Origin of the sequence: Cohnella sp. SGD-V74, from assembly GCF_003001675.1 — a bacterium.
Taxonomy (GTDB): Bacteria; Bacillota; Bacilli; order Paenibacillales; family Paenibacillaceae; genus Cohnella.
Window position 1 is genome coordinate 110,817 of sequence record NZ_PVYW01000028.1, and the last position, 14,051, is coordinate 124,867.

The following is a 14,051-nucleotide window of genomic DNA, read 5'->3' on the forward strand; positions in this document are numbered from 1 at the left end:
TAGACGGATGTCGGAGGAACGGCAGAAGATCATATTCGTATGTTCGGACGCGGTCGGGGAAACCGCCGACGCGGTCGCCAGGGCGACGGCCCGGCAGTTCGCCACCGAACAGGTGAAGATCAAGCGGTACGGCAACATCAAGCACGAGGACGAGATTAAAGCGATTATCGCCGAAGCGGGCCAATCGGGCGGCTTTATCGCCTACACGCTGGTTCAGCCGGAACTGCGCGAGACGATGCGGGAAGAGACGATTCGCCTCGGCGTCCGCGCGGTCGACGTGATGGGGCCGATGATGCAGGCGTTCATCGATACGTTCAACGATTCGCCCAAGTACAAGCCCGGCCTGCTGCACGAGATGGACGAGAACTACTATCGGAAGATCGAAGCGATCGAATTCGCGGTCAAGTACGACGATGGCAAGGATGCCCGCGGGCTGCTTCAAGCCCAGGTCGTGCTGGTCGGGGTTTCCCGCACTTCCAAGACGCCGCTCAGCATCTATCTCGCGCACAAAGGCATCAAAACCGCGAACTATCCGCTCACGATCGAAGTGAAGCCTCCGCAAGAGCTGTTTACCTCCTCCAGCCGGCTCATCGTCGGCTTGACGATGCAGCCCGAACGGCTGCTTAAAATCCGGACGGAACGGTTAAAGGCGCTGGGATTGCCGAGCCAGGCGAACTACGCGTCCATGGACCGGATCGAGAAGGAGCTCAAGTTCGCTTCCGATATTATGGAACGCCTAAGATGCCCGGTCATCGACGTGTCCGAGAAAGCGATCGAAGAAACGGCCGGTTTAATTATGGAGCTGCTGGTTCCTTAAGCGACAAAGCCTGAGCTATCCGAAGGAGTCGTTCCCGCGGATCGCTCAGGCTTTGTCGTTCTCGTCGCTATGGACTTGGTGGATGGATCAACCGAGAAGCTGGCGAATCATTTGTTGCTTGCGTCCCGAGCAAGGCAACCGTTTCGAGGTGTCGTCGAAGAAGAGATGGTGTTCGCCGATGACGGAAATGTTTCTGACGTTGACGTAGCAATCGGACGAAACGCGGAAGAACGTCGCGGAATCCGCGATGAGGCGGTTTCTTTCATCGGCGGACAGTCTCTTTTTGATGTTGTAATTCCGTCCGTGAAAGCTGATCAACCCGTGTGCCCCGACCTTGAAGAACAACGTGTCTTGGCGCGGATCGAAATCCTCGTACACATTTTTCTCCTGAAGCGCTGCATTCATCGTTTCAATCCCCCTTATGAAGAATGACATTGCTTTGGTAGCGCTTTCAGTATAACACAGTTTTTTGAGTTTTGGGAGACTTTCCGAAAAAAATTATAAAAAGCTACAACGGGCGATATCGGTTAAACCGACGGACGCCGCTAAGAGGCTGTTACATTAAGTAGAGGCGTACCAGATTATCGATGCAAAGAAGAAGGCATCTATCTCCTGGAGACTGCCTCATACGGTCCTGAAATGACCCTGTCACGGGTCTATCCATTCAAAATTTCAGGGCCGTATAGCAGCGGAAGGAGATAGATGCCTATCACCCTGCATCCATCGATAATCGTCTGGTACGCCTTTTTTACTTATGAGATAGTCTCTTCACAGTTTGACCTGTATATCCCCGTTATTCAACCACGCGAACGCGAATGACGTTCCAGGACGCTTTGCCGAGCGTCGCCGTGATTTTAGTGCCGTCGCTCGACGCGTTGCCGTTATCGCGAGGCTTCACGCGGTCGGGCGAAGCGGCCGTATTGGTCGCTTTCAGATTTTCGTGTTCGAGCACGGTATGCCCGATCACTTCGCACCTGCCGAAGCTTCTCAAGTCTACCTCCAACGGGAGCGCGTTCTCGAGATCGCGGTTGACGGCGAACACGGTCACTTCACCGGCCTGGTCGTCGTACACGGCGATCGATTCCAAATAAGGAATGTCCGTAATGTCCTTCGTATCGTATTTCGGAGACTGCACGAGCGGCACGAGCGCTTGTCCGCGGCCGTAGACCGAAGCGTGGAGATAAGGATAGTAGATCGTTTGCGCCCAAGCGGCGCCGCCGTTCTCCGTCATAATCGGCGCGATGACGTTGACGAGTTGGGCGAGACAAGCCATTCTGACGCGGTCCGAATGCTTCAGCATGGCGATCAGCAGACAGCCGACGACGAGCGCGTCTTCCATCGTATAGACGTCTTCGAGCTGCGGCGGGGCCACTTGCCAAGGCTCAATTTTTCTGTCGGCTTCATTGGAGTGGAACCAGACGTTCCATTCGTCGAACGAGAGCATCATCGTTTTCTTGCTTCTTTTCTTGGCTTTGATGTAATCGCAGGTTGCCGTCACGCTGCGGATGAAATCTTCCATCTCGAGAGAACGGCCAAGGAAAGTGGCCGTATCGTTATCGGCGTTGCCATAGTAGCTGTGCAAGGAAAGATAATCGGCATGATCGTACGTATGATCGAGAACGGTTGCTTCCCATTCGGGGTAAGTCGGCATGCCTCGGCTGGAGCTGCCGCAAGCGACCAGCTCGATGGAGGGATCGACCCATTTCATGACTTTCGCGGATTCGGCGGCGATCCGTCCGTATTCCACGGCCGTCTTGGCGCCGATCTGCCATGGCCCGTCCATCTCGTTGCCCAGACACCAGGTTTTGATGGCGTGCGGCTGCTTGTAGCCGTGGCTGATTCGCAGATCGCTCCAGTACGAGCCGGAAGGGTGGTTGGCGTACTCGACGATATTGCGGGCTTCGTCGACTCCATGCGTGCCGAGGTTGATCGCCCACATGACGTCCGAACCGGCGGCGCGAGACCAGTCGGCGAATTCGTTCAAGCCGAACAAATTCGGCTCGACGGTCCTCCAGGCCAGTTCCAATCTGCGCGGACGCAGCTCCTTCGGTCCGATGCCGTCCTTCCAATCGTAGCCGGAGACGAAGTTGCCGCCGGGATAGCGGATAATCGGGACGCGAAGCTCGCGGATGAGCTGGAGCACGTCCTGTCTGAAGCCTTGGCTGTCGGCCTGCGGGTGGCCCGGCTCATAAATGCCGCCGTACACGGCGCGGCCCAGATGTTCGATGAACGAACCGTAGAGGCGGTCGTCAATCCGGGAGATGACGAAGTCTTTGTCGACGATCATGGAAGCTTTGCGTGCGGTCATGCAGATAACTCCCTTCAAATTGTTAATAATTATATTAATCAATAAACAAAAATAGTATTTCAACTAGTATTTAACACGACATAGAAGTAAAATGCAAGTGTTGAATTTGCGCAGTGATTTGCGTTTTGATGAATTTATATTTATATTAATTGGCGGGACACGGAGGAGGCCTGGGACGATGATTAAAGCGAATACGGACCGCAAGTGGCTTCCTCTCTACGAAGCGCTTGCCAGCGACGTCCGATTGACGATTATGGAGCTGCTGGCCGAGAATCCGATGAACGTGAAGGCAATCGCCGAACGTTTGGAACTGAGCAGCGCGATCGTCACGATGCACGTGCGCAAGCTCGAGCAGGCCGGCTTGATCGCGACGAAGATGGTTCGCAAGCAGGGCGGCACCCATAAGATATGCTCCTTGGCCGAAACGGCCGTCGAGATCGAACTGCCAAGCGCTCGCTCGGAAGAGCGAGAGCACTACGAGCAGTCGATCCGCGTCGGGCATTACACCTCGTTCGAGGTGTATCCGACATGCGGCCTGGCCACCCGGGAGAAGCTGATCGGCCAGTTCGACGATCCGCGCTATTTTCTTGATCCGGAGCGAGTCAATGCTTCGATTCTCTGGTTCGGCCGAGGGTACGTGGAATACAAGACGCCGAACTACATTTTGCCGAGCCAACGGCTCGAAGAGCTGGAGATTTCGTTCGAAATCGCATCAGAGGCCCCCGGGGCGAACGAGCACTGGCCCTCGGACATCCGGTTTTATTTGAACGGAGCCTATCTTGGCGAATGGACGAGCCCGGGCGATTACGGGACGGAAGCGAGAGGACGCTTTACGCCGGATTGGTGGGGAATTCAGCTGAACCAGTACGGACTTCGCAAAATCATTCGCGTGAACGGCGAAGGGTGCTTCATGGACGGACAGCGCATTTCCGATACGAAGCTTGAGGAACTGCGGACGGATCAGCCGTTCTGGACGCTGCGCTTCGCCGTCGAGGAAGAATCGCGCCATGTCGGAGGCTTGACGTTGTACGGAACCGGCTTCGGGAATTATAATCAAGACATTCAGTTTCGCGCGTATTACAGTCAGAGGAGAGAAACGAACCGATGATTAACCGCAAGATCACGCCTTCCGAGAGCGGCAAGAGATTGCATCGCTTTCTGAGAACGTTGATGCCCAACCTCCCGCTGGGACAAATCTATAAAATGATCGACAACGGCAAAGTCAGAGTGAACGGCAAGCGGAAAAACCAGAACTACGAGCTGGCGGCCGGGGACGAGCTCGTCCTGTACGTAGAGGAAGACGCGTACAAGGAGGCGAGCATCGGCCAGAAGAAAGCGAAGTATGTCGGAGTGAACGCGAACGTGGACGTGCTGTACGAGGACGCCGAGCTGATGGTCGTCAACAAGCCGGCCGGGCAGCTGACTCACCCCGATCAGCCGGATCAGAAGGACACGCTCGTCAATCGCGTGCACGCGTATTTGTACCGCAAGGGGGAGCTGGACAGCCCGTTGTTCATGCCGGCTACGGCGAACCGGCTGGACCGCAACACGAGCGGCATCGTTCTCGTCGGCAAGACGGCGGGCATGCTCCATCAGCTCAATCAATGGATTCAAAAACACGAGATGCAAAAGTATTACCTGACGATCGTGGAGGGCCGGCTGAGCGGAGAGGGCGAAGTGACGGGCGAGCTCGTGCGGGACGAGAAGAGCAACCGGACGAAGGTGGCCGAAGCGGGAGCCGAGCAGGCGAAGTCCGCCGAAACCCGGTACAGGACGCTGCAGACCGGCGCCTCCCATTCGCTGGTCGAGATCGAGCTGATCAGCGGGCGCACGCATCAGATTCGCAGCCATTTTCAACATATCGGGCATTCCTTGCTCGGCGACATCAAGTACGGAGGCAGGCGGTTCGGGGACGTGAATCATCAATTGCTGCACGCTTGGCGCATCGTCCTGCCGAACGGTCGGGAGTTCAAGGCTCCGCTGCCGGCCCGGATGCGCGAGGTTGCCGCTCGTCTGGGATTTAATTCGAATCTGTAACACGGCTCTCGGATTAGAGGCGAAAGGTGAGTAGGATGAAAGAATACGTGGAAAGTTTGGCGGAGTGGTTTCGCGGCCATGCGGACCCGGCGAAAGCTGCTCCTATGGAAGCTTACATGCGGGGCAAGTTCCCGTTTCTGGGGATAAAGACGCCCGAGCGCAATCGGCTGACCAAGGAATTCTGGTCGCAGCACGGTATCCCCGAAGGAGACGAGCTGCTGGATGTCGTCAAGCGTCTGTGGTCGCTGCCGGAACGCGAGTTCCAGAACGTGGCCATGGCTTTTCTCGGAAAGCATGGCAAGCGAGCAGGGAAAGAAGATATCGAGACGTTCGAAGAACTCGTCGTCACGAAATCTTGGTGGGATACGGTCGACTACTTGGCTTCCCATACGATGGGCGATCACTTGGCGAAGTATCCCGAGCTGATCCCCCTGTATACGGAACGCTGGGCCGCGTCCGAGAATCTCTGGCTGCGCCGAACGGCCATCCTCTATCAGCTTAGGTACAAAGAACGTACGGACGTCGGCAGGCTGTTCCGTTATATCGACAAATGCAAGGAAGAGAACGAGTTCTTCATCCGCAAAGCGATCGGATGGGCGCTCCGGGAGTACTCGAAGACGGACGAGTCCGCCGTGCGCGCTTTCGTGGACAAGACGCCGCTGTCTCCTCTCAGCGTTCGCGAGGCGCTTAAGTTCGTCTCCCGTTAAAAATGGACACAAGATGGACATGGTTTTCCTCCCGAGCGGTTGGTAAGATGAGAAATAAACCGCTTAAACGGAGGTTATCATTCCATGCTCGCAACTGTTCTCGGAAGGCTTCGCTTGATCGGCATCATTGAAGCGATTTCGTTCCTCGTTCTGCTTCTGATCGCGATGCCCCTTAAATATTTCGCCGATTATCCGGACGCGGTGACGGTGGTCGGGATGGCGCACGGCGTGCTGTTCGTGCTGTATCTGCTCGCCGTCGTGAATGCGCTGGCAGCGCGCAAGCTGAGCTGGGCGATGTCGGCATTCGCCGTTATCGCAGCTTTTCTTCCTTTCGGTCCGTTCATCGTAGACCGCAAAATTCGCTAAACACCGGAAGGTTCGACTTCGTCCGATTGGAGAGAATCGACGATTATGCGTCATGAAGACCGCAGCAGAATCGAGGATATTATCCTTTATATCGCAGAAAATTTGGACGCCAGGCTGGATCTGGATACGCTCGCGGGCAGAACCCATTGGTCGAAATATCATTTCGGCAGATTGTTCGCCGCCGCGACCGGAACGACCCCTGTCGCCTATGTGAACCGCAAGCGAATGGAGCGGGCGGCGAGCGAACTGCTCCTGTCCGATCTGCCGATCTTGGAGATCGCGCTGCGGTGCGGCTTCGAATCGACCTCCGCCTTCAACGCTTCCTTCAAGAAGCATTACGGGCAGACGCCGAGCCGCGTGAGAAATCAGGGCCGGCAAAATCGCAATTTCGAGCAATTTTCCGGCAACGTTCAGGAAGTCTCTTCGAGGGAAACGGGTTACGATGGGAAAGCAAGTAACCGTTTCTTGAGGAGGCTGTGGGAAATGAATATTCGAATCGCAACTTTGCCGGATCTCCAGGTCGCTTACGCGAGGCATGTGGGCAGCTATCTGGACACGTGGAAAGCTTGGTCGGCGCTTGGCGCGTGGACAAGCAAGCACGGACTTTATCCCCCTGAGAGAGCCTTCATCGGCATCTCGCTCGACGACCCGGCGACGACCGAGGAGCAAGCTTGCCGGTACGACGCCTGCGTGACGCTGCCGGAAGGGTTCGCCTGCGAGGAGTCGGCCGACATCGGCTATCGCTCGCTGGCGGGTGGACTGTACGCCGTCTACCCTTTCTACGACACGATTGATCGCCTTGGTCTGGCCTACCAGAGCTTGTACGGGCAGTGGCTGCCGAGCAGCGAATACGAAGCGGACGCTCGGGATTGCTTGGAGTTCTGCCTGAACGATCCTTCTCTTGACCCTGAAGGCAAAGCCAAAGTCGACTTGCATATTCCGATCAAAGCAAGAACCTCCGTCTGACGACGGGGGTTTTTGTTGTTTTGGGGCAAAGTTGTATTTCGTTCACATTCAGTTCATAATGTCGTCATATGATTGCTTTTACATATTGCACGACTTTTATTCTGAGACCTCGGAGTTGATGGCTAGTGTTGAAGCTGTTTCGTTATTTGAAGCCTTACCGATGGGCGGTCGCGGCGGTAATGGCGCTGGTGCTGCTGCAATCGTTAAGCGAGCTGTACTTGCCGACGCTGATGGCGGACATCGTGAACGACGGCGTCGTAAAGGGAGATACTCCCTATATATGGAAGATCGGAGGGTTCATGCTGGCGGTCACCGCCGTAGGAACGCTCGTATCGATCGCGGCCAGCTATTTGTCGGCGCGGATCGCCGCCGGATTCGGCAAGGACGTTCGCAGCAAGACGTTCCGGAAGGTGGAGAGCTTCTCGTTGCTGGAATTCGACAAAATCGGCACGGCCTCGCTCATCACCCGTACGACCAACGATATTACGCAGGTGCAGTCGGTGCTGATCATGATGATGCGGATGATGGTCATGGCTCCGATGATGTGCATCGGCGGCCTGATTATGGCGATCTCCAAGGACGCCCAGCTGTCGCTCGTATTCGTGGGCGCGCTTCCCGTGCTGGCGCTGACCATCTATTTGATCGCGAGCAAAGGAATTCCGTATTTCAAAGTGATGCAGAAGAAGATCGACAAGCTGAATCTGGTGCTGCGCGAAGGGCTGACGGGCATCCGCGTCATTCGCTCGTTCAATCGGCTGGAGCATGAAAGCAAACGATTCGACGAGGCGAACGGCGACTTGACGCAGACCGCGATCAAAGTCAACCAGATTATGGCTTTCATGATGCCGATGATGATGCTCATTCTGAACTTCTCCTCGCTGGCGATCATCTGGTTCGGCGGGCTGCGGGTGAGCGGCGGCCATATGCAGGTCGGAGATTTGATGGCGTTCCTGCAATACGCGATGCAGATTATGTTTTCTCTGCTGATGGTGTCGATGATGTTCGTCATGGTTCCACGCGCTTCGGCTTCGGCAGTACGGATCAACGAGGTGCTGGAGCTTCAGGCGTCCGGTACGGAACAGGGTGCTGAGCCTTCGGCGGGGGAGAGACAGTCGGCGGTTTCCAAGCGCGGCGAAGTGGAGTTCGACCGGGTGTCGTTCCGATATCCGGGGGCGGAAAATCCGGCGATCTCCGGAATCAGCTTCCGCAGTTCGCCCGGCGAAGTGACCGCGATCATCGGCGGAACCGGCTCCGGGAAGTCGACGCTGATCAGCATGATTCCGAGATTTTACGATGCGGAGGAAGGGGCCGTGCGCATCGACGGCGTCGACGTGAGGGAGCGGTCCGTGGAGGAGCTGAGAGCGATGGTCGGTCTCGTGCCTCAGAAGGCTCAGCTGTTCACGGGGACGGTGTCGGAAAATATCCGGTACGGGAAAAACGAAGCATCCGACGAAGAGGTACGGCATGCGGCGTCGATCGCGCAGGCGTCGGATTTCATCGAGAAGCTGCCGGAGGGTTATTCGTCTCCGGTCGCGCAAGGCGGGACGAACTTGTCCGGCGGACAGAAGCAGCGCTTGTCCATCGCCCGCGCGCTGGTCAGGAGACCGTCGATCTACGTGTTCGACGACAGCTTCTCCGCGCTCGACTTCAAGACGGACGCCAAGCTCAGAGCCGCTCTGCGAAGCGAGACGACCGACGCAACGGTTATTATCGTCGCGCAGCGCGTGAGCACGGTCATGGACGCGGACCAAATCGTTGTGCTGGACGATGGCCGAATTGCCGGAATCGGCAATCATCAAGAGCTGATGGCAACCTGCGAAGTGTATCGGGAAATCGTATCTTCGCAGCTTTCGGAGGAGGAGATCGCATGAGCGAATCGCGCGGTAAGACGCCGGGGAGAGGCCCGGGAGGTCCCGGCATGGGGCCTGGTATGGGCGGCGGCATGGGAGGCATGGGCATGCCCGTGCAGAAGGCGAAAAATTTCAAAGGCACATTGCGCAGGCTGATGGGATACTTGCGCCCGCAGCGGGCGAAGCTGATCGCCGTGCTGATTACGGCGATTCTGAGCACCGCGTTCGCGATCTACAGTCCGAAGGTGCTCGGAGAGGCGACGACCAAGCTGTTCGCAGGCATGATGGGTAAGATCCAGGGCGATCCGAACGCGACGTTCGACTTGCCGGGCATCTGGCAGATCGTTTTGTTCCTGGCGGCGCTGTACCTGATTAGCTCCGTGTTCAGCTATATTCAGCAATTTCTGATGGCCGGCGTGGCGCAGAAGACGGTATACGGCCTGCGCAACGAAGTGAATGACAAGCTGGGCAAGCTGCCATTGAAATATTTCGACGGACGGACGCACGGGGAAATTCTGAGCCGGGCGGTGAACGACGTCGACAATATCAGCAATACGCTGCAGCAGAGCTTGACTCAACTGATCACATCGTTGATCACCATTATCGGCGTCATTATTATGATGCTGACGATCAGCCCTTGGCTGACTTTGATTTTGCTGTTGACGCTCCCGCTGTCCATGATCGTCATTCGCGGGGCGGCGAGCCGGTCGCAGAAGTATTTTAAGACGCAGCAGATGGAACTGGGCCAATTAAACGGACATGTGGAGGAGATGTATTCCGGCCACAAGATCGTCAAGGCGTACGGACAAGAGGAAAATTCGGTCGCCAAGTTCGACGGGATCAACGAGCGCCTGTACGAGTCGGGCTGGAAGGCGCAGTTCGTGTCGGGGAATATTATGCCGCTCATGAACATGGTCAGCAACGTCGGTTACGTGTTCATCAGCGTCGTCGGTGGAATCATGGTGGCGAAGGGCTCGATTACGATCGGGAACATTCAGGCGTTCATCCAATATGCCCGCCAATTCTCGATGCCGCTCGTGCAGACGGCCAACATCGCGAATGTGATCCAATCGACGATCGCTTCGGCAGAGCGCGTGTTCGAGCTGCTGGACGAGGCAGAGGAAATACCGGAAGCGTCGGCGGATCGGGCGGTCTCCTTGGCTTCGCCGCGCGGTGACGTGGCCATGCATGGCGTAAACTTCGGGTACAAGGAAGACGCGATGCTGATCGAGAACATGGACATCGACGTTCGCAGCGGCCAGACGGTCGCGATCGTCGGTCCGACGGGGGCCGGGAAGACGACGCTCGTCAACCTGCTCATGCGCTTCTACGAAGTGAACGGAGGCAGCATCACGATCGACGGAGCGGACATTACCCGGATGAAGCGCGGTCATCTGCGCAGCATGTTCGGCATGGTGCTGCAGGATACGTGGCTGTTCAACGGAACGATCCGCGACAACATCGCGTACGGCCGCATCGGGGCGACCGAGGGGGAGATCGTCGAAGCGGCCAGGGCCGCGCATGCGGACCATTTTATCCGCACGCTGCCGGAGGGGTACGACACGGTGCTCAACGAGGAAGCGTCCAACCTGTCGCAAGGGCAGAAGCAGTTGCTGACGATCGCGCGGGCCATTCTCGCCGATCCGGCCATCCTGATTCTCGACGAGGCAACGAGCAGCGTCGACACGCGGACGGAGGTCCATATCCAGAAGGCGATGCACGAGCTAATGAAAGGCAGAACGAGCTTTGTCATCGCGCACCGTCTGTCCACCATACGGGATGCCGACCTTATTCTCGTTATGAACCACGGCAGCATTATCGAGAAGGGCACGCACGCCGAGCTGCTGGCCCAGGGCGGCTTCTACGCCGACCTGTACTACAGCCAGTTTACCGGCGGCAGCGCCAAGGCCAGCGTGGGGTGACTCGGATACGCGGCGGACTGGGGACACAGCGAATAACGTTTGCCTTTTCGCGGCCTTTTGCCGATATCCCTTCGGGTCAGGAATGAGGGGAGGAGCCGCCTAAGTGTGGCTCCTTTTCTCGATATCCCCCTGGGTCAGGAGTACGGAAGAAGTCGTCGAGTTGCGGCTCCTTTTCTCGATGTCCCTTCGGGTCAGGAATGCGGAAGGAGGAGTCGCCTAGTTGTGGCTCCTTTTCTCGATATCCCTTCGGGTCAGGAAAGCGGGGGGAGCTGCCCAGTTTTGGCTCCTTTTCTCGCTATCCCCTCCAGTCAGGAGCACGGGAGGAGTTGGCGCGTGAAAGTTTCGATTATCTATCTCTCGTATTTCTCGTCTGCCGGCAAGTATGTTATGATTTTGGAAGATTGTCGGGTATTTGCTATTCGAGGGGAGAAGTGAGAGGCGATATGGCAAGTTTTGAAGAAGTGGTGCGCAGCAGGCGCAGTATTGGCAAAGTAAAAGGTGATCCCGTACCCCGGGAGCTGGTGGAGAAGCTGATCGAGGCGGCTGTATGGGCGCCTAATCATCATAGGACGGAGCCTTGGCGGTTCATCGTGATGACCGGTGAAGGCAGGAAGACGCTCGGCGAAGCTTATGCGGATATCGCGTCCGCAGGGTGGAGCGATCTGACGGAGGAAGAGCGCGCGAAGCGCCATGAAGCGGAAGTGGCGAAAGCGCTTCGTGCTCCAGTCGTTATTGCCGTCGTATGCTCGCCTTCCGATGACCCAAGAGTCATCCCGCAGGAGGAGTTGGCCGCGGCGCACGCAGCTGTGCAGAACCTGCTGCTAGCTGCTCACGACAACGGGCTAGGCGCGGTATGGCGTACGGGCGCTCCGACGTATCATCCTAAGATGAAGGCGGCGTTTAAGCTTGATGAGCGAGAAGAACTCGTCGGCTTCGTATACCTTGGCTATCCAGACATGCCCCAGCCGGCTGCAACACGAATTTCCGGCGCGGAGAAGACGACTTGGCTGGAAGGCTAAACGGGCGATTGAGATAAAATAATCATAAATTTTCTTGTTAGCAAAATGATGATCCCCTTCGATGGATCGCTGCGAAGAAAGTGTGCAGCAATCCGTCGAAGGGGATTTTTCGTAGCCATAAAACAGGAAATTTCGATGGAGTTCGAAGTGGGCTTTTAAAGGTCGTAGACTCTCAATAAGGAGAGAAGTAGATTTATCTGTCCAAGAGCGTCGCTGTGCAATTGCTTTGTCGCCGGGACTAAGGTTATGACAGACGCAGGTGAGAAGAATATCGAAGACATTGAAGTCGGAGATATGGTTCTTGCCAAGGATGAGAATAACCCTGACGGTGAATTGGCTTATAAGGAAGTAACGGCACTTTATACGAATTATCGTAATGATATAATAAAACTATACATTGGTGATCTGCTCATTGAGACAACAGATAACCATCCGTTTTGGGTAGAAGGCAAAGGATGGGTCTTCGCAGATGAGCTTAAGGTGGGGGATAAACTCCAAAAGGCTGATGGAAGTAATCTGACGATTGATAGAGTAGAGTTTGTCTTGCTAGACGAGCCGGCGATGGTTTATAACTTTACGGTTGCGGACTTCCATACGTATTATGTGACGGATTTGGGTATTTGAGTGCATAATACTAACTGTAATTTTGTAATGCAAGTTGATATATCAAAAACGAAAGGCTGGACTAAAAACTACGGTTCTATGGATAACTTTATGAAAAACAACGGTTATACTGTAGGACAAGTAAAACCGACATTTGATATGAACAAAAGTATTGTTTACGACAAAAATGGAAAAGCAATTGGCGAGATACACTATAATCAACCACAGTATGTAGGTAATAATACGAGTAATGCTCAGACTGGTTATTACTATCCGACTCATTTTCAAAAGTATGAACTTGGTACAACCAAGTTAATGAACGAACATATCTATTTCCAACCATAGGAGTGTATATGGATCAATGAATTATGAAGCAATATATTATCTAAAAGGTATTAACAGACTGAGCAGTATTGAAATTTCACAATTGTTGTCCCTGTTTCCAAGAGAAAATGATATGATATTATTTGCTGCAATTGAAGAAAATCTTAAGTATGAATCGGAAGAGACTAGAGGTTACTTGCAATCACTCCAGTACTATGTCGGGGATAAATGGATATTCCCACACTCAAAGCCTGCCTTTTTAGAATCTAAGAAGATACTATGGTATAGAACCATAGCTACTGAATCTATTCAAAGGGCATTAGGTTTGGATAATTTCTTTAGAAGTATTGTATTAAAGGCTGGCGATTCAGTTGAGAATTCGAAGTACGTGTTTTATGTTATTGAAACAGTTGATTCACAAGTGTTATGTATTGCTGTGAAATCAAAGGAAGATTTTCACACTCATATTTTGCCTGAAATCGTCAAGTTCAATCCAGCAATCCGAATATTAAATCAACTATAATTGCGAAAAACTATTTCAGACCTTGAGGGGAATCTTCAAGGTCTTTTCTTTTACTTTACCCAGTGCGGAATGAATCGGATAGAAATGAAAATAAACTTATGACCTTGGGGCGGCAATCCTCAAAGTCTTTCTTTTTATCCCCACCCAGTGCCGAATTAGTCGGGTGGTACGTCAGGAAAGAACTTAACCTTACCTCCGTATGATAATTCTCCGAAACAACTGTACACACATATAAAATACTTGAGAATATAACCTTGTTGTCTCAATCTGCATCCTCGACATAGTCTTGAAATCATCAGATACAACGCATTTGGATTCTAAAACCTTACCTGCGCTTTCTCATGGTTTCTCCATAGATAATGAATGTGCAAGAAATCACACTGCTGAACAGCTATATGATTTATGGGGTAACCGACTGTGGCGGAGGAGACAGTCGAAAATCCATTCCGCTACAGCGGTGAATATTGGGATGAGACGACGAGCCTTCAATCTCTTCGCGCGAGGTGGTATGATCGTAAGCGTCAAATAGCCCCCACCTTGAGATCAGTGGGAGCTGGCGTAGGCTAAGTATTAAGACTGATGCATTCGGCACGTGTTCGGCAACGATTG

At 54.3% G+C, this 14,051-nt stretch carries 14 protein-coding genes; 12 read left to right on the forward strand and 2 right to left on the reverse strand.

Annotated features, from left to right (window positions below; all coding sequences use genetic code 11):
- The first annotated feature begins 7 nt into the window (after positions 1-7).
- Positions 8-817 (forward strand): pyruvate, water dikinase regulatory protein, encoded by an 810-nt coding sequence (locus B0G52_RS31600; protein ID WP_094050420.1) that lies wholly within the window; start codon positions 8-10, stop codon positions 815-817.
- 87 nt (positions 818-904) lie between these two features.
- Here B0G52_RS31600 and B0G52_RS31605 read toward each other — a convergent pair whose 3' ends face one another.
- Positions 905-1,222, reverse strand: coding sequence for a LytTR family transcriptional regulator DNA-binding domain-containing protein (locus B0G52_RS31605; protein WP_094050421.1), 318 nt, complete (start codon positions 1,220-1,222; stop codon positions 905-907).
- A 388-nt stretch (positions 1,223-1,610) separates the two neighbouring features.
- The gene (arfA, locus tag B0G52_RS31610; RefSeq protein ID WP_094050422.1) at positions 1,611-3,125 is read right to left on the reverse strand and encodes an arabinosylfuranosidase ArfA; all 1,515 of its coding nucleotides are present in this window, start codon (positions 3,123-3,125) and stop codon (positions 1,611-1,613) included.
- 178 nt (positions 3,126-3,303) lie between these two features.
- Here arfA and B0G52_RS31615 point away from each other — a divergent pair, with 178 nt between their 5' ends.
- The 11 genes from B0G52_RS31615 to B0G52_RS31665 all read left to right on the forward strand — a co-directional run bounded on the left by B0G52_RS31615 (position 3,304) and on the right by B0G52_RS31665 (position 13,442).
- Complete coding sequence (locus tag B0G52_RS31615) at positions 3,304-4,233, forward strand: ArsR/SmtB family transcription factor (protein WP_094050423.1); 930 nt, start codon at positions 3,304-3,306, stop codon at positions 4,231-4,233.
- Entirely contained in the window at positions 4,230-5,162 is a 933-nt protein-coding gene (locus B0G52_RS31620) for an RluA family pseudouridine synthase (RefSeq protein WP_094050424.1), read from the forward strand. The genes B0G52_RS31615 and B0G52_RS31620 overlap by 4 nt, the downstream gene beginning before the upstream one ends.
- 35 nt (positions 5,163-5,197) lie before the next feature.
- The gene (locus B0G52_RS31625) at positions 5,198-5,869 is read left to right on the forward strand and encodes a DNA alkylation repair protein (protein WP_094050425.1); all 672 of its coding nucleotides are present in this window, start codon (positions 5,198-5,200) and stop codon (positions 5,867-5,869) included.
- Positions 5,870-5,953: 84 nt separating this feature from the next.
- Complete coding sequence (locus B0G52_RS31630) at positions 5,954-6,235, forward strand: DUF3817 domain-containing protein (protein WP_094050426.1); 282 nt, start codon at positions 5,954-5,956, stop codon at positions 6,233-6,235.
- A gap of 45 nt (positions 6,236-6,280) precedes the next feature.
- A complete protein-coding gene (locus tag B0G52_RS31635; RefSeq protein WP_094050427.1) occupies positions 6,281-7,201 on the forward strand; it encodes an AraC family transcriptional regulator in 921 nt (306 codons plus the stop codon).
- A gap of 125 nt (positions 7,202-7,326) precedes the next feature.
- The gene (locus B0G52_RS31640) at positions 7,327-9,072 is read left to right on the forward strand and encodes an ABC transporter ATP-binding protein (protein WP_094050428.1); all 1,746 of its coding nucleotides are present in this window, start codon (positions 7,327-7,329) and stop codon (positions 9,070-9,072) included.
- Complete coding sequence (locus B0G52_RS31645; protein ID WP_094050429.1) at positions 9,069-10,973, forward strand: ABC transporter ATP-binding protein; 1,905 nt, start codon at positions 9,069-9,071, stop codon at positions 10,971-10,973. Before B0G52_RS31640 ends, B0G52_RS31645 begins: the two co-directional genes overlap by 4 nt.
- Before the next feature lie 443 nt (positions 10,974-11,416).
- Positions 11,417-11,992 (forward strand): nitroreductase family protein, encoded by a 576-nt coding sequence (locus B0G52_RS31655; protein ID WP_094050431.1) that lies wholly within the window; start codon positions 11,417-11,419, stop codon positions 11,990-11,992.
- Positions 11,993-12,238: 246 nt separating this feature from the next.
- Positions 12,239-12,616 (forward strand): polymorphic toxin-type HINT domain-containing protein, encoded by a 378-nt coding sequence (locus tag B0G52_RS31660; RefSeq protein ID WP_233163247.1) that lies wholly within the window; start codon positions 12,239-12,241, stop codon positions 12,614-12,616.
- Positions 12,617-12,940, forward strand: a complete 324-nt coding sequence (locus B0G52_RS35435; RefSeq protein WP_143762678.1) for a hypothetical protein — start codon at positions 12,617-12,619, stop codon at positions 12,938-12,940.
- 16 nt (positions 12,941-12,956) lie between these two features.
- Positions 12,957-13,442 (forward strand): hypothetical protein, encoded by a 486-nt coding sequence (locus B0G52_RS31665; protein WP_094050432.1) that lies wholly within the window; start codon positions 12,957-12,959, stop codon positions 13,440-13,442.
- Positions 13,443-14,051: the final 609 nt, after the last annotated feature.